This is a genomic window from Salipiger sp., assembly GCF_059781815.1.
Genome location: NZ_JBYNAH010000119.1, coordinates 1 through 15,109, shown reverse-complemented (window position 1 = coordinate 15,109; position 15,109 = coordinate 1). Strand labels below are relative to the sequence as shown.

15 protein-coding genes and 1 pseudogene are annotated in these 15,109 nt (G+C 68.0%); 6 read left to right on the top strand and 10 right to left on the bottom strand.

The features are described from left to right. The 7 genes and pseudogenes from AC6RA4_RS14620 to atpD all read right to left on the bottom strand — a co-directional run. Positions 1-264, bottom strand: a pseudogene (locus AC6RA4_RS14620) (F0F1 ATP synthase subunit delta); the annotation flags it as partial. 13 nt (positions 265-277) lie between these two features. Then, complete coding sequence (locus AC6RA4_RS14615; RefSeq protein ID WP_222602882.1) at positions 278-526, bottom strand: F0F1 ATP synthase subunit C; 249 nt, start codon at positions 524-526, stop codon at positions 278-280. A gap of 2 nt (positions 527-528) precedes the next feature. After that, complete coding sequence (locus AC6RA4_RS14610) at positions 529-1,224, bottom strand: F0F1 ATP synthase subunit A (RefSeq protein ID WP_500161488.1); 696 nt, start codon at positions 1,222-1,224, stop codon at positions 529-531. Next, positions 1,221-1,496, bottom strand: a complete 276-nt coding sequence (locus tag AC6RA4_RS14605; protein WP_222602881.1) for an N-ATPase subunit AtpR — start codon at positions 1,494-1,496, stop codon at positions 1,221-1,223. The genes AC6RA4_RS14610 and AC6RA4_RS14605 overlap by 4 nt, the downstream gene beginning before the upstream one ends. Then, the gene (locus AC6RA4_RS14600) at positions 1,493-1,771 is read right to left on the bottom strand and encodes an AtpZ/AtpI family protein (RefSeq protein ID WP_500161485.1); all 279 of its coding nucleotides are present in this window, start codon (positions 1,769-1,771) and stop codon (positions 1,493-1,495) included. Before AC6RA4_RS14600 ends, AC6RA4_RS14605 begins: the two co-directional genes overlap by 4 nt. Then, entirely contained in the window at positions 1,768-2,232 is a 465-nt protein-coding gene (locus AC6RA4_RS14595; RefSeq protein ID WP_500161483.1) for a F0F1 ATP synthase subunit epsilon, read from the bottom strand. Before AC6RA4_RS14595 ends, AC6RA4_RS14600 begins: the two co-directional genes overlap by 4 nt. Beyond that, positions 2,229-3,659 carry a F0F1 ATP synthase subunit beta gene (gene atpD / locus AC6RA4_RS14590; protein ID WP_500161481.1) on the bottom strand — a complete coding sequence of 477 codons (1,431 nt, stop codon included), beginning with the start codon at positions 3,657-3,659 and terminating at the stop codon, positions 2,229-2,231. Before atpD ends, AC6RA4_RS14595 begins: the two co-directional genes overlap by 4 nt. A 370-nt stretch (positions 3,660-4,029) precedes the next feature. On the opposite strand from atpD, the gene AC6RA4_RS14585 reads away from it, so the two are divergent. Genes AC6RA4_RS14585 through AC6RA4_RS14570 form a run of 4 tightly spaced genes read left to right on the top strand, consistent with a single transcriptional unit; the run spans position 4,030 to position 9,620 of the window. Then, complete coding sequence (locus AC6RA4_RS14585; RefSeq protein ID WP_500161479.1) at positions 4,030-5,265, top strand: NAD-dependent epimerase/dehydratase family protein; 1,236 nt, start codon at positions 4,030-4,032, stop codon at positions 5,263-5,265. A gap of 21 nt (positions 5,266-5,286) precedes the next feature. Next, positions 5,287-6,849, top strand: a complete 1,563-nt coding sequence (locus tag AC6RA4_RS14580) for a hypothetical protein (protein WP_500161477.1) — start codon at positions 5,287-5,289, stop codon at positions 6,847-6,849. Between the two features lie 4 nt (positions 6,850-6,853). Further along, complete coding sequence (locus AC6RA4_RS14575) at positions 6,854-8,728, top strand: glycosyltransferase family 2 protein (RefSeq protein ID WP_500161475.1); 1,875 nt, start codon at positions 6,854-6,856, stop codon at positions 8,726-8,728. A 1-nt stretch (position 8,729) separates the two neighbouring features. Further along, positions 8,730-9,620, top strand: a complete 891-nt coding sequence (locus AC6RA4_RS14570) for an outer membrane beta-barrel protein (RefSeq protein ID WP_500161473.1) — start codon at positions 8,730-8,732, stop codon at positions 9,618-9,620. A gap of 6 nt (positions 9,621-9,626) precedes the next feature. On the opposite strand, the gene AC6RA4_RS14565 is transcribed toward AC6RA4_RS14570, so the two are convergent. Further along, positions 9,627-10,088, bottom strand: a complete 462-nt coding sequence (locus AC6RA4_RS14565) for a hypothetical protein (RefSeq protein ID WP_500161471.1) — start codon at positions 10,086-10,088, stop codon at positions 9,627-9,629. A gap of 28 nt (positions 10,089-10,116) precedes the next feature. Next, complete coding sequence (locus tag AC6RA4_RS14560) at positions 10,117-10,512, bottom strand: hypothetical protein (protein ID WP_500161470.1); 396 nt, start codon at positions 10,510-10,512, stop codon at positions 10,117-10,119. Between the two features lie 328 nt (positions 10,513-10,840). Here AC6RA4_RS14560 and AC6RA4_RS14555 point away from each other — a divergent pair, with 328 nt between their 5' ends. Beyond that, positions 10,841-12,754, top strand: coding sequence for a multiheme c-type cytochrome (locus tag AC6RA4_RS14555; protein ID WP_500161468.1), 1,914 nt, complete (start codon positions 10,841-10,843; stop codon positions 12,752-12,754). Positions 12,755-12,849: 95 nt separating this feature from the next. On the opposite strand, the gene AC6RA4_RS14550 is transcribed toward AC6RA4_RS14555, so the two are convergent. Then, the gene (locus tag AC6RA4_RS14550) at positions 12,850-14,433 is read right to left on the bottom strand and encodes an arylsulfatase (RefSeq protein WP_500161467.1); all 1,584 of its coding nucleotides are present in this window, start codon (positions 14,431-14,433) and stop codon (positions 12,850-12,852) included. 134 nt (positions 14,434-14,567) lie between these two features. On the opposite strand from AC6RA4_RS14550, the gene AC6RA4_RS14545 reads away from it, so the two are divergent. After that, positions 14,568-15,109 (top strand): Crp/Fnr family transcriptional regulator (locus AC6RA4_RS14545; RefSeq protein WP_500161466.1); only part of this gene is annotated, 542 nt, incomplete at its 3' end.

The window sequence follows — 15,109 nt, the reverse complement described above, 5'->3', positions numbered from 1 at the left end:
GGTCTCGCGCCCGGCATCGGCCTGCGCCGCATCGAGCAGGGCGGCGCGGCTGGCCGAGATCTCGGCCCGCTCGGCCTCGGCTGCCGCGCGCTCGGCCTCGGCGGCGGCCTTCGCCGCCTCCGCTGCATCAAGGTCCGCATGCGCCAGCGCCTGCCGCTTTTCGATGATTTCGGACACTGGCCGGAACAGGAACCGGGCGAGCAGCCAGATCAGGATGGCCGCGTTGACGGTCTGCAGACCGAGTGTCCACCAGTCGATGGTCATGGCGATATGCCGATCAGACGAAGGGGTTGGCGAAGAGCACCAGCAGCGCGATGACGAGGGTGTAGATGGCCATGGTCTCGATCATGGCGAGGCCCACGAACAGGGTGCGGCTGAGGGTGCCGGCGGCTTCGGGCTGGCGCGCGATGGCGTCCATCGCGGCGGCCACGGCGCGGCCTTCTCCCAGCGCGGGGCCGATGGCGCCGAAGCTCACGGCGAGGGCGGCGGAGAACACCGAAACGATTTCAACGAGATTGCCTTCCATGGTCAGTCAGACTCCTTGGCGGTTAGCGGGATCTCCTCGCTCTCTCCGGCGGCGGCGCCGATGAAGACGGTTGCGAGGATCGCGAAGATGTAGGCCTGCACGGCGCCGGTCAGCAGCTCGAGCGCCATCAGCGGGATGGGCACGAAGAGCCCGGCCAGCGACAGCACGATGCCGACGACAAAGACGCCCGACATGACGTTGCCGAACAGGCGGATGATGAGCGAAAACGTGCGGGTGATCTGCTCGATGAGGTTGAGCGGCATCATCACCCAGCTGGGCTCCACGAAGGTCTCGAGATAGCCCTTCAGCCCGCGCCCGGAGATGCCGAAGACGATGGTCGCGACGAAGACCCAGACCGCCAGCGCGGCGTCGGTCTCGATATGGGCGGTGGGCGGCTCGACGCCGGGGATCAGCGACGACCAGTTGGCGATCAGCACGAAGAGCAGCAGCGTGCCGATCAGCGGCCGGAACGGCGCCGGGTCGCGGCGCATGGTGTCGCGGATCTGGTCGTCGAGCACGGTGACGAAGAGCTCGAGAACGGTCTGGGTCTTGCTCGGCAGGATGCTGAGCTTGCGGGTGGCGAGGAAGGCGAAGGCCCCGAGCCCCGCCATGATCAGCCAGGTCACGACCACCGGCTCGGCGATCGGCACCGGGCCGATATGAAAGAGGGTGACATGTTCGAGCGGGCTTTGCATCAGCTCTCCTCCCTCCGCGCCCGGCGCACCACGACCTCGCGGCCCAGCACCAGCCCCAGCGCGCCGGCCAGCAGCGGCAGCGCGCCGAGCTGAACCAGCCCGAAGAGCACCAGCCCCACGATACCCAGCCGCAGGAGCTGCAGCGCCACGGCCTTCTTCGGCGCGCGCCCCTCGAGATAGAGCGCCGTCAGCCGGCGCAGGCTGGAGAAATGCGCCAGCCCCACGAGGAAGCCCGCGACAAGGCCGAGGGCGGCATATGCGAGATCCGGGGTCATTGTTTGTGCATCCATCTCCAGACCGCGTGCATGCCGATGGCGGCACCGAGGAAGATCCCGGCGGCGGTAAACATGATGTTGGTGTCGGCCACGCGGTCGAGGAAGCGACCCAGCACCACGCCCAGCAGCATCGGCACCAGCACCGCCCAGCCGAGGATACCGATCTGGCCGAGCCGCGATCCGAGCGAGGGCTCTGGATCGCTCTGCTTCATGCGCTCGAGCTTGGCGGCGCGGCGCGCGGCCCGTTCGACGGCATCTTTCTCGCGGCGGCTCATCGTTGCCCCTCCCCGTCGACGCCAAAGCCCGAGGGGTGGGGCAGCACGTCCCCCTGCCCCGGGCGCAGCAGCCGGATCATCTCGCGCACGGCATTGGCATGCAGGCGCATCTGCTCGACGCGCTCGTGGCGGCCGGCATCGTCCTGATCGCGTCGGAAGGCGGCAATGCGCTCCTCCAGCGCGTGAATGTCTTCGCCGAGGATGGCGTCGCGGCAGGCGATGGCGATCTCGCGCCCTCCGGTGACCGACAAGAGCCCCGCCCGCACCCCGGCGAATTGCTCGGGCTTGCCGGGGCTGCGCCAGCGGATGATCGAGGCCGGCAGCGCGGTGAGGAAGTCGGTGTGCCCCGGCAGGATGCCGAAGCCGCCGCTCTCGTCCTGCGCCCGCAGCGAGGTCACCGCGGCATCGTCGACCACCACGTCCATCGTGGTGGTGATGACCAGATGTAGCGGCGCGCTCATGAGGCCGCCTCCCGCGCCGCGTCTTCTTTGGCGCGCGCATCCTCCAGCGTGCCCACCATGAAGAGCGAGCTCTCGTCCCAGTCGTCGCATTCGCCTTCGAGGATGGCGCGGCAGCCGGCGATGGTGTCCTCGAGATCGACCGAGACGCCCGCCATGCCGGTGAAGGCCTCGGTGACGGTGAAGGGCTGGGTCAGGAAGCGCTGCAACCGGCGGGCGCGCTCGACGACCTTGCGGTCGTCGCGGCTCAGCTCCTCCATGCCGAGCAGTGCGATCACATCCTGAAGCTCGCGGTAATGCTCGATCGAGCGGCGCACCTCGTTGGCGATGCGCACATGCTCCTCGCCGACCAGCAGCGGGTCGAGCAGGATGGAGGACGAGGCGATGGGGTCGACCGACGGGTACATGCCGTCCGCCGCCATCGCCCGCGACAGCACCACCATGGAATCCACGTGCCCCGCGATGGCGACCACCGCCGGATCGGTGAAATCATCCGCCGGCACGTAGACCGCCTCGATCGCGGTGACCGAGGCCTCGCCCACCGAAGCGATACGCTCCTGCAGGTCGGCTACCTCGGTGGCCAGCGTCGGCTGGTAGCCGACCCGGCTCGGCAGCCGCCCGAGCAGCCCCGAGACCTCGGAGCCCGCCTGCACGAAGCGGAACACGTTATCCATGAGAAGCAGCACGTTCTTCTGCTCGGCATCGCGGAAATGCTCGGCGATGGTGAGCGCCGTCATCGGCACCCGCCAGCGCGCCCCCGGCGGCTCGTTCATCTGGCCATAGACCAGCACCGTGCGGTCGAGCACGCCGGCCTCGGTCATGTCGAGCAGCATCTCGTGGCCCTCGCGCGAGCGCTCGCCGATGCCGGAAAACACCGAGATGCCATCGTAACCCGCCACCATGGAATGGATCAGCTCCATCACCAGAACCGTCTTGCCGACGCCCGCACCGCCGAACATCGCAGCCTTGCCGCCCTGCGCCAGCGGAGTGAGCAGGTCGACCACCTTGATGCCGGTGCGGAACGGATCGCTGGCCTTGCCCTGCGCCCTGAGCGGCGGCGGGGCGGCGTGGATCGGGCGGCGGGGGGCATCCTCGGGGAGCGGATCCTTGCGGTCGCCGGCGCTGCCGGTGACGTCGAGCAGACGGCCCAGAACCGCCTCGCCCACCGGCACGGTGAGCGGCCCGCCGAGCGGGGTCACGCGCTCACCGCGCGCCAGCCCATTAGTGTTGTGCAGCGCGATGGTGCGCACGGTGGTGCGGTCGCGCTGCGCCTCGACCTCGAGCAGGATGCGGCGGCCGTCGCTGGCCGTGGTCTCGAGGGCATCGTTGATCGCCGGGATCGCTTCGTCGGGGAAGGCCACATCGACAACGGCACCGCGAACCGCGATCACCGTGCCTTCGACGCGTGTTTCCTGTGAATCCAAAGACATCGTCTCTCATCCGAAATCTGCCCCGAGGATAGACCTATTAAGGCGAGTGGGAGGTGATCTAGGTCAAGTAAAGCGAGAACTCCCGTTTTCGTGACCCAACGGCGCAAGCCGCTCGGGCAGGCCACCGCGATTGCCGTGAGCCGCGCAACGATCCCCGCGCTTTGGGCCCCATCGGGCACCGCTTTCGCCCCTCGCGGGCACAACGCGCGAGTCGCCCCTACAGGACTGATGAGCAACGGAAAAACACCCGCAGGCAAGCAATTCCGCCATGCCGTGCGCGGGGTTGTCCGGCACTGGCGCGGGCGTAAGTCTTCGCCCTGGGGGTTACTGGCCGGGCCGCGAGGCGGCGCCGCGGGAAGGACAGGTCGCCATGTGCAAACGTATCGTCATCATCGGAGGGGACGGCTTCTGTGGCTGGCCGACCGCGCTGCACCTGTCCAAGCTCGGCCACGATGTCACCATCGTCGACAACCTGTCGCGGCGCGCCATCGATGCCGAGCTTGGGGCGCAGAGCCTGACCCCGATCCGGAGCCTCGCCGAGCGTATCAGCACCTGGTTCGACGTCACCGGTAACTACATCAGGCCCGAACGCATCGATGCGGCGCAGGACTACGAGGCGCTCTGCGATCTGCTTGCCGAGATCCGCCCGCACGCGCTGGTGCATTTCGGCGAGCAGCGCGCCGCGCCCTACTCGATGAAGGATGCCGCCCACAAGCGCTACACCGTCGACAACAACATCCGCGCCACCCACAACATCCTCGTGGCGCTCACCCATCTCAAGCTCGACACCCATCTGGTGCATCTGGGCACGATGGGGGTCTACGGCTACGACGATGCCGGCATCGAGATTCCCGAGGGCTATCTGCCGGTCTTCGTGGCCGACAGCGAGGGCCATCTGCACGAGCGACAGATCCTTTACCCGGCGGCGCCGGGCTCGGTCTATCACATGACCAAGGTGATGGATCAGCGCATGTTCGCCTATTACGCCAAGAACGATCGGCTGCGCATCACCGACCTGCATCAGGGCATCGTCTGGGGCACCCAGACCGACGAGACCCGGCTCGACGAGCGGCTGATCAATCGCTTCGACTATGACGGCGATTACGGCACCGTGCTGAACCGCTTCCTGATGCAGGCGGCCACGCACCACCCTCTCACCGTGCACGGCACCGGCGGCCAGACCCGCGCCTTCATCAACATCCGCGACACGGTCAACTGCATCACGCTCGCCATCGAGCATCCGCCCGCTGCCGGCGACCGGGTGAAGATCCTCAACCAGATGACAGAGACCCACCGTGTGCGCGATCTTGCCCGGCTGGTGGCCGAGCTCACCGGGGTCGAGATCGCCATGGTGCCGAACCCGCGCAACGAGGCAGCGGAGAACGATCTTTTCGTGTCGAACAAGACCTTCCTCGATCTCGGGCTGCACCCGATCACCCTGCGCGAGGGGCTGATGCGCGAGACCGTCGAGATCGCCGAGCGCTATGTCGACCGCGTGCTGCCAGAGACCGTGCCCGCACGCTCCACCTGGACCGACGCGCAGGCCCCCGGCGAGGTCAGCGAAGACGCGCTTCGCCGCGCCCGCGACCTCGAGCCCGCGTCGTAACCCGTATCAAGGACCAATGAGATGAGACTGATCGGAACCCTTCTGCTCGTGCTGCTGGTGGCGGTGCTGGCGACCTTCGCCTATGACCGGCGCGACGCCTACATGCCGCAGCTGATCGCGGCGGCCTCTGGCGGGCCGCTGGTGCACGATCAGCGCGCGCGAGATCCCGAGGCCGAACTGCCGAACCTACATGATGCGCTCGCCACCGTCCCCTACGGCGCCCCGGAGGATTGGACCGGGCTGAGTGGGCTGTCGGCCTTTGGCCGGGCGCGCTTTCCGCTGCCCCGCGAGGTCGGCATCACCGGTGGCGAGGCGGTGATCGAGCTGACCTCCGAGCTTGAAGACGGTGCCGTGGCGCGACTGCGGCTCAACGTGAATGGCAGCAAGCGGGCAGAGATCGTTCTCGAGAGCGGCATCACCGAGCACCGGGTGCTGCTGCCGCTCCGGGCCGAGGATTTCCTCGCCGAGGACGTGCTGCTGACGCTCGCGACCGATGGCGTCGCACCGGCGGTGGTCTGCCGTCCGCACTGGGATGGCGGCGTGGTGATCCGGCTGAGGCCGACGAGCCACCTGCGGCTGGCGCTCGACGCGCCGCTGAGCGTTCCCGCCGACCTGCTTGTCGCGGGCGGAATGCCGGCCCGGGTGCTCTGGCCCGACGCGGCCGAAGCCGACCGCAAGGCGGCGCTGTTGCAGCTTGCTGCCAACCGTCCCGGCATCGAATTCGTGGCGCAGGCGGATCTGCGCGAGGGCGACCTCGTGCTCTCCGCCACCGAGGCCGCAGGGCTCGCCCACCGGCACTGGGCAGCGGCGGACCGCCCCGAGGACTGGCCGGTGCCGCTCGATCGGCTGAACGCCAACCTGCGCACACGCGCGCTCGACACCGACACGGGCTGGCGCATTCCCTATGACCGGCGTCTGCTGCCCGGCGAAGGCGCGCCCGAGGCGCTGACCCTCAGCCTGCGGATCGCGGCGCAGGCACCGGAAGACTGGCTGCTCACGGTGACACAGGACGGCCGTCTGCTGCATGGCGAGAGCCTGCGTGGCCAGCGGCTCGACATCACCCGGAGCGTGCGGCTCGCCGCCCCCGAGAGCGACGCGCCCACCGGCACGCTCGACGTCACCCTGCACCGCGAGGGCGACAATGACGATCATTGCCGCGAGCCGGTCCCGGCGGTGGGCGAACTGACCGCGGCCTCGGCGCTGCGCGGCGCGCCCGATCCGGAGTACATGGGCGGCTTCTATGCGGGGCTTGGCGAGGTGGCGGCGCTTCGCGCCGATGCCGCCCTCACCGCCCGCGAGGCGATGATCGCAAGCGCCCTGCTGCGCGAGACCTTCCCGCGTGGCACGCTGCGGCTCGATGCGGAAGACCCCGCGCAGGAGGGCACGATCACCGTGGTGCCGACCGAGGCGCTGGCCCAGCGCGCCGCTGCCGCGATGGCACTTGCCGAGGACGACGCCCGGCACTGGCTGGTCTGGCTCACCCGCGACACGAGCGGTGTGCTGGTTCCGCGGGCAGTGCGCGCGGACACCACCACCGATCTGCCGGCCGCCGGGGGCGCGGCGCTGCTGATCAGCCTGCCGTGATGCCATGCCGCACGTTCCCTCCTTCCCCGCCGAGCACCGCTCGGATGCGCTTTACCGCGGACGCTCGGAGAACGAGTACCACTCGCGCGAGAGCCTGCCCCCGGGCTATGCCAAACCGGTGCCGCGCAGCACCGCGCCCAAGGTGCTGCTGACCTTCTCTGCGCTCTCTGTCGCGCTGCTCTGGCTGGTCAACGCCTATCCTCCGGTGGCCGACCTCTTTCCCCATGACGCACTCATTCTCGCCCCGGCCCGGGGCGAGAACGCCGCACCGATCCGCATCTTCATCCTCGCCTTCCTGCTGGCGTTCTGCGGCTTCGCGGCCACGTCCCCGCGCACCCGTCTGTTGATGACGCTCGATATGGCGATGACCTTCCTCGCGCTCTGCATGTTGACCGATCTTGCGCTGCTGGCCGTCGATCTCGTGCTCGACTTCCGCCTCAGCCTTCGGGTGATCGAGATCTTCGGCGGGCTCACCGGCTTTGCCGTCTTCGCTCTCAAGATGATGGAATGGGGCCGCATGCCGAGCCCCGTCCCCATGGCGATCGACGAGCGCGGCAGCGCTGCGGCCCTGTTGCGCATCCTGATCGCCGCCTGCGCCGCGATCCTGTTCTCGCGCGCGGTGCTGAGCCTCTTCCCTGCGCAGGTTTCGCAGGTGCGGCAACTGGCGCTGCTCGGCGGGATCGGGCCGGGGCTGTTCCTCGTTTTCCCCGCCTTCTTCCTGCTGCTCTTCGGCTATTCCTGGATCGGCTTTCACCTGCGCCGCGATCCGCATTTCAGCCCCGACTTGACCGTGCTCGTGCCCGCGCTGAACGAAGAGTACATCATCGGCCACTGCATCCGCGGGCTCGACGCGGCGGCGGCCCGGTACGGCGGCGCGGTGACCGTGATCCTGGTCGATAACGGCTCGACCGACGCCACTGTTGCCACCGCGACAGCCGCCTTCGCGGCAGCGACCCACCTCGACGCGCGGATCCTGCACCAGCCAGAACCCGGCAAGTCGCTGGCGCTGAACACCGGACTCGAGCAGATCGAGACCGAGTTCTTCATCCGCATCGATGCCGACACCGTCGTACGCCCCGACAGCCTCCGCAACGCCGCCAACATGATCGCCGACCCCGAGGTCGGCGCGGTCGGCGGCATCCCCCTGCCGCCGGGCAACGGCCCGTTCGACCGCTCGCGCGAGTTCGAGGTCTATATCCGGCACGGCTTTTACAACGTCGCCTTCGATGCCATCAACGGCGTGACCTCGATTCCCGGCATGTTCGCACTCTACCGCACCGCGCTGCCCAAGGCGCTTGGCGGCTTTGTCTACGGCATGAACGGCGAAGACACCGACATGTCGCTGCGCATCGGCGAGATGGGCTACCAGCTCATCGTCTCGCCATCGGTGCGCTACTACTCCGAGGTGCCCGCCACCTATGCCCATCTGCGCGAGCAGCGGTTGCGCTGGTTCCGCTCGACGCTGCATTTCTCGTCGCGCTGCCGGTCGCTGATCTACAGCCCGACCTTCTCCATCCGCGGCAAGCTGATCCTGCCCTTCATGCTGATCAACCTCGCGCGGCGGACGATGATGGTGCCGCTGGTGATCTTTGGCTACATCTGCCTGCTCTCGCCACTGACCCGCTTCGACACGCTGAGCTGGTCCGCCGCCATCGCCACCTTTGTCGGCGCCCCGGCGGTGGTCGCGGTGGTCGCCTGCCTGCTCAACGGCTCGCCGCGCACCATCCTGCACCTGCCACGCTACATCCTGTTCCGGCTGATGCGCGCCTATCTGACGCTGGAATCGATGCTCTCGATGCAGTTCCGCCCGACCTGCCGCGCGGTCTATGGCCGGGACGCACTGGCGGAACGGGGCAGCAAACCGGACTGGATCGCCTGACATGAAACGGTTTCTCACCACCTGTGCGCTTGCCCTCGCCCTGTCCCTGACCGCAGTTGCGGCGCAGGCCGAGGGCTGGTCCACCACCGCCTTTGCCGGCTTCGACCGCGACCCGCTCGACAGCGAGCTGCGCGGCGGCGGGAGGCAGTTGCAACTCGAGGACCGCTTCACCTTCGGCCTCGCCACCGAGCGCAGCTTTGCCCATGCCCTGGGCCGAGAGACGGTGCTGGGGTTCGGCCTTTCGCGCGAGCATTACCCCGACGCCACCGAGGGCGACCGGCTGCGCTTCGACGCCTCGGCGGAGTACCGCATCGATCTTGGCGGCGACCGGCGGCAGCTTGCCTTCCGGCTCGCCGGCACCCATGCCCGCGACGATGGCGGTGAGGTCTATTCCCGCCTGCGTTTCGGCACCACATACCGCATGGGCACCGCGCCGCGACAGATGCTGACCGCCCGCGCCCGCGTCGGCTACCGCGACCAGAACGAGGCCAACAGCTTCGACGGCTACGACCAGACCGAGTGGTTGGGCGAGCTGGCCTATTCGTGGCAATCGCCGGACTGGGCGTGGTACCTGCGCGGCGCGCTCTACCACGAACGCCGCGACGCCGAGCGCGACATCTACAGCTATGACGAGACCGGCCTGCGCCTGATGGCGCGCTACCGGCTCGACGATGACACCCGCCTCACCCTGCGCCTTGGCGGCTATGCCCGAGACTACGTGGATGGCGGCCGCGAGGATCGCCGCCTGAGCGCCAGCGTCGGGCTGGAGCACGCGCTCTCGGACCGGCTGACCATCGAAGGCTATGGCGGCTACATCCGCAACCGCTCGACCCATGCGGAGAAGGATTTCGAGGGGCCGCAGATCGGGGTGATGCTGCGCATGTCGTTCTAAGGCGCGCTACTCAGGCGTCTGCGCGTTGTCGGGGGCGATGCCCACCGCTTCGAGCAGCGTCGTCGCGAACGAGCTGCCAAGGTTGCCGAAGGCGGTGCCCGTCGCCTGCACGATGGCCGGGTAGAGGTCATCCTCGATGCCCTTCAGGGTCTCGGTCAACTCGGCGACCCGGGCCTCCGTGCTTGCCATCTGCGTCTCGAGCGCCGTGCACAGTTGCAGATCCGCGCCGCCCTCGCGCAGCGCCGCGAGATTGCTGCGGGTCTCGCCGATCTGCGAGGTGAGGCTCTGGATCTCGGACCGCAGCGGGCGGATGGTGCCGGTGATCTCGGCCACGTCCCCGGTGATGCTCTCGACGGTGGAGAACAGGCTCCAGCCCAGCCAGAGGCAGAGCGCCAGCAGGATCAGCGTGGCGTTCAACAGGGCAAGGACGAGGGTCCAGAGGGTCCGCCCGAGGCTGCGCTCTGCCATCGCTGCCGCTCCCCTGCCGGGCCTGTCCTCAGGCCTTTTTCTTCGTGGCCTCGTCGGCAAGCTGCTTGAACACGTAGACCGGGATCAGGATCGTCGCGATCAGGCTTCCGAGCCAGACCAGCAGCGTCGCCGCCAGCCAGTTGGCCACACCGCCGATCGACATGCCGCTGAGCAGCAGGTCGGTGATCAGCAGACCGATCGAGACCGTGACCAGCGCCACGCCGCCCATCAGCTGCGGCAGCTGCTTGAGCGAGATCTTGGTGATCATCGGCCCGAGCACCGCCTGGATGACCGAGAAAGCGACCACGACGATGACGAAGGAGAGCGGATCGATCTGAAAGCCGGCCAGCAGCACGGCGGCAAGCAGCAGCCCCACGGCATTGGCGATGAGATAGGCGGCGGCGGAAAGGGCGAGCTTGACCAAGACGAAAATCTCCCGATGGGACCGGGGCCGAGGTCGGACGCGCCTCTGAGCCTGCCGGACTGCGACAATTGCAGGTTGATCTTTCGCCGCAACGCCCCTTGGGTCAAGAATTTTCCCGCTTTCGGGCATGACCGTTCGATGACATCCGGGAATTCCGCCGCGAAGGGGTTGCCAGCGATGAGCGCAGGCTCCTAACATCGCGTAAAGCGCGAGTTTCGGGCCACCTCGCGCGGCGGTGGAGGCCGCGCCGGATCGGTCGCTTCGCGCCCGGAACCGCGACGGCCCCGACACAGGCGAGGCAGGACATTTGCGCAGATACCCAAGAGCCATGCCGCGCCTTTTCGCCGCCCTCGTTGCCGCTGTCCTGCCCGCGGCACTCGCCGCGCAACAGGCGGAGTACACGGGCTCCGAGGTTTGTGCGGCCTGCCATGTCGAAGAGGCCGAGGCCTGGGCCGGCTCGCACCACGCGCTGGCTTGGACCGAAGCCACGCCAGACAACATCCTTGCGGATTTCGACGGCACCCGCTTCGCGCTTGGCGACATGGCGGTGCAGTTCGCCATCGGGGAGGACGGCAGCCGGCAAGCCTCGGTCACCGAGCTTGACGGGCAGACGACAGCCTACAGGGTGCACTCGGTGGTCGGGGTCGCGCCGCTTCAGCAATATCTCTTCGAGACCGAGCCGGGCCGTCTGCAAAGCTTCGACGTGGTCTGGGACACCGAAAAGGGCGACTGGTTTCACCTCTACCCCGATGCCGATCTGCCGCCCCGGGACGCGCTGCACTGGACCGGCCCTTACAAGACGTGGAACGCCCGCTGCGCCACCTGCCACGCCACCGGCTATGAGGCCGGCTACGATCCGGCGGCGCGCAGCTATGGCTCGACCCAGGTCGAGATCGGCGTCGGATGCGAGGGCTGCCACGGCCCGGGCGGGCGCCACGCCAAATGGGCCGAGCGCTGGGAAACCACCCGCGAGGCGCCGCCGGAGTTTGCGGGCTTCAGCCGCGACCTCTCGGACCCGGCGAGCTTCCTCGACACCTGCGGCGGCTGCCATTCGCGGCGCGAGGCCTATTTCGACGGCACCCCCCCGGACGGCACCCCCTATCACGACGCCTACAACCTCTCGCTGCTGCGCCCCGGGCTCTATTGGCCCGACGGCCAGATCCGCGACGAGGTCTACGTGCTGGGCTCGTTTCTGCAGTCGAAGATGCACGACAAGGGCGTGACCTGCGCCAATTGCCATGAGCCGCACAGCGCGCAGCTGATCGCGACAGGCAACGCGGTCTGCACCACCTGCCACAGCCCGGCGGGCAACCCGGATTTCCCGACCCTGCCCTTGCGGGAGTTCGACTCGCCCGAGCATCACCACCATCCCGAGGGCAGCACCGGCGCAGAATGCAAGAGCTGCCACATGGTCGAGCAGGTCTACATGGGCAATGACTGGCGCGCCGATCACTCGTTCCGCGTCCCGCGCCCGGACCTTGCCGCCGAGACCGGTGCGCCGGATGCCTGCACGACGTGCCACGAGGATCAGAGCCCCGACTGGGCGGCAGCGACCCTGCGGGAGTGGTTCCCCGAGAGCCCTCATCGCGGGCCGCATTACGGGCAGGTTCTGGCGCGCGCGGCCGAGACCCCGACCGAGGCGCTTGGCGACCTGAAGAGCCTTGCGATGCAGGAAGATCAGCCCGGCATCGTGCGGGCGACGGCGCTCTGGCTGATGGGGCGGGACGGAACCACGCTCGAGGCGGAGGCGATGGAGACCCTGCTCGCCGATCCCGACCCGCTGGTGCGGGCCTCGGCGGTGGATGCCCAGCAGGGCGCGAGCGATCCGGCGCGGCTGCTGCTGGTGGCAGGCATGCTCGACGATCCGTCGCGCTCGGTCCGCATCGCTGCCGCCAAGGCGATGCTCGGCGCACCCATCGCGCATCTGCCGGGGGCGATGGCGCAGGATCTGCAGCGCGCTCAGCGCGACTGGCAGAGCGCGCTGCTGTCGCGGCTCGATTTCCCCGAGACCCACCTGCAGCTCGGCGGCATGGCGCTGAGCACCCGGCGCTTCCCGGCGGCGGCGGGGGCCTTTGCCGAGGTGACGGAGCTCGACCCGCAGCATGTCGATGCGTGGGTGATGCGGGCGCGGCTCGCAGCAGCGATGGAAGGCCCGGAGGCCGCGCGAGACCTGCTGGAGGCGGCCATCGCCGCCAACCCCGACGTGCCGGCGCTGCGCGAGTTGCTGACGCAGGTGCAGTGAGCCTCGCCTGAACGCCCCCCCAAGGCGGCAGACAGCAAAAAAGCCGCGCTCGAGGGTGCGGCTTTCGTTGTCTTGAGGTCGGTAAGCCCGAGGGCTTACTGCATCGACTTGCTGATGAAATCCTCGACCACGTTGGACATGTCGAACGACGCCCCGCCCTGCACCGGCGGGTAATCCGCCAGCGTCTGCAGGTGCTGCTGCATCAGCACGTTCATCGGCTGCATCAGCCACGACACCTTCTGCATCAGGTGACCGTAGGCATCGGTGCTGGAGTAGCTCTCGAACGGGTCCATGCGGATGTTGAAGACCAGCGGCGCGGTGCGCGCGTAGAGGCTGTCGTAATAGTCTTCCTTGGTGGCGAAGTGGAATTTCCACGGCCCCATGCGGATCGCGGTGAGCTTGCTCTCGTAGTAGTGGAAGATGTGATCGCGGCGCGACGCCTCTTCCTCGCCGGTCCAGTAGGGCAGGTTGTTCACACCGTCGATGACCTGCTGCTTCTCGTCCATGACCTCGGCGGCCACGTCCTCGATGCCGGCAGCGGCGGCCAGCGAGGTGAACATGTCCTGGTGGCCCTGGATGCCGTTCAGCACGGTGTTCGGCTCGAAGTGACCCGGCCAGCGGATCATCGATGGCACCCGGATGCCGCCCTCGTAGGTGGTCATCTTCTCGCCGCGGAACGGCGAGGTGCCGCCATGCGGCCAGGAATTATGCTCGGGGCCGTTGTCGGTCGAGTACCAGACGATGGTGTCCTCGCTCAGCCCCTGCTCGTCGAGCCAGTCGAGCACGTAGCCGATATCGTGGTCATGCTGCAGCATGCCCGAGCCGTAGAGATCGGCCTCGGAGGTGTATTTCTCCGCCGCATAGCGCCAGTCCTCGTCGAGGCGGGTGTAGAGGTGCATCCGGCTGGTGTTGAGCCAGACGAAGAACGGCTCGCCCGCCTCCTTGGCCGCCGACATGAAGTCGATCGCCTTGGGGATCATCTCGCCCATGTCGAAGTTCTTCATCCGCTCCTGCGTGAGCGGGCCGGTGTCCTCGATGGTCTGCTTGCCGACCACGCCGAAGCGCGGCATCTCGGTGCTGTCCTCGGTCTCGGTGGCGAAGGTGTGGAGCACGCCGCGGGTGCCGAACTGCTCCTCGTAGGCCTCAAGCGACCCCGAGAACGCCTCGCCGAAGTTCTGGTAGTCGCGCTGCTCGGCCTCTTCCTGGGTGTTGAGGTGATAGAGGTTGCCGAAGAACTCGTCGAAGCCATGCACCGTGGGCAGGTGCTCGTTGCGGTCGCCGAGGTGGTTCTTGCCGAACTGTCCGGTGCGGTAGCCGACCTGCTTGAGCTCTTCCGCCAGCGTCGGCGATTCCGCCTGCAGCCCGAGCGGCGAGCCGGGCTGGCCGACGGTCGTCATGCCCGAACGGATCGGGTACTGGCCGGTGATAAAGGCGGCCCGGCCGGCGGTGCAGCTCGGCTGGGCATAGTGGTCGGTGAAGCGAATGCCCTCATTGGCGATCCGGTCGATATTCGGGGTGGTGTAGCCCATCGTGCCCATGCCGTAGGACGACAGGTTCGTCCAGCCGATGTCGTCCCCCCAGATCACCAGGATATTCGGCGGGGCCTCCTGAGCGAAGACGGCCGAGCAGGACAGTGACAATGCGACCGGAACGGCCAGCAGCATCCTGTGCGTGGTCATAAGAAACACTCCTATAGGGTATTGAATTCATTGGCGCGAAATCGAGTGCGCGAAACACACTGAGGTTGCAAAAAGGCTATCACCGCGCAACACTTTGAATTGTGCCGTTTGGGACAGAGTCGAGAATTTTTGAGATGGCTTACGAGACCCTTCGGAAGACCGGCTGGCTATCCTCCCAGCCCGAGCCCTTTCAGAACGAGGTGCTGCGCATCGGTCGGGCGCGGCGCTACGAGCGCGGCGCCACCATCGTCTCCATCGGCGATGCTCCGGGCGGGCTCTACGGGCTGGCCGACGGCGCGCTGGCGGTGTTCATCGCACCGGGCGACTCCGGCCCGCATTTCGCCCATCTCGCGACACCGGGAAGCTGGTTCGGAGAGGGCGGCTTCTTCACCGGCGGCCCGCGGCGGCTGACGCTTGAGGCCACTGTCGAGAGCACGGTCTTTCACCTGCCGCTCGATGCGATGGAACGGCTCGCCGCCGCCGATCCCGAGAACATGCGCCGCTTCGGCTGCATCGCGCTACACAATATAGACCTGTGCCTGCAGGCCATCGACACGCTGCTGATCGCCGATCCGAAGCGGCGCATCGCCGCGACCCTCCTGCGCTGCCTTGGCGAAAGCGCGACGCCGCGCATCGCGATGTCGCAGACCGAGCTCGGACGCAGCGCCAATGCCTC

Coding starts and splice junctions, on each gene's coding strand:
- AC6RA4_RS14575 (WP_500161475.1), top strand. CDS start 6,854: ATGCCGCACGTTCCCTCCTTCCCCGCCGAGCACCGCTCGGATGCGCTT.
- AC6RA4_RS14555 (WP_500161468.1), top strand. CDS start 10,841: ATGCCGCGCCTTTTCGCCGCCCTCGTTGCCGCTGTCCTGCCCGCGGCA.
- AC6RA4_RS14580 (WP_500161477.1), top strand. CDS start 5,287: ATGAGACTGATCGGAACCCTTCTGCTCGTGCTGCTGGTGGCGGTGCTG.
- AC6RA4_RS14615 (WP_222602882.1), bottom strand. CDS start 526: ATGGAAGGCAATCTCGTTGAAATCGTTTCGGTGTTCTCCGCCGCCCTC.
- AC6RA4_RS14595 (WP_500161483.1), bottom strand. CDS start 2,232: ATGAGCGCGCCGCTACATCTGGTCATCACCACCACGATGGACGTGGTG.
- AC6RA4_RS14605 (WP_222602881.1), bottom strand. CDS start 1,496: ATGACCCCGGATCTCGCATATGCCGCCCTCGGCCTTGTCGCGGGCTTC.
- AC6RA4_RS14585 (WP_500161479.1), top strand. CDS start 4,030: ATGTGCAAACGTATCGTCATCATCGGAGGGGACGGCTTCTGTGGCTGG.
- AC6RA4_RS14565 (WP_500161471.1), bottom strand. CDS start 10,088: ATGGCAGAGCGCAGCCTCGGGCGGACCCTCTGGACCCTCGTCCTTGCC.
- AC6RA4_RS14600 (WP_500161485.1), bottom strand. CDS start 1,771: ATGAGCCGCCGCGAGAAAGATGCCGTCGAACGGGCCGCGCGCCGCGCC.
- atpD (WP_500161481.1), bottom strand. CDS start 3,659: ATGTCTTTGGATTCACAGGAAACACGCGTCGAAGGCACGGTGATCGCG.
- AC6RA4_RS14550 (WP_500161467.1), bottom strand. CDS start 14,433: ATGACCACGCACAGGATGCTGCTGGCCGTTCCGGTCGCATTGTCACTG.
- AC6RA4_RS14570 (WP_500161473.1), top strand. CDS start 8,730: ATGAAACGGTTTCTCACCACCTGTGCGCTTGCCCTCGCCCTGTCCCTG.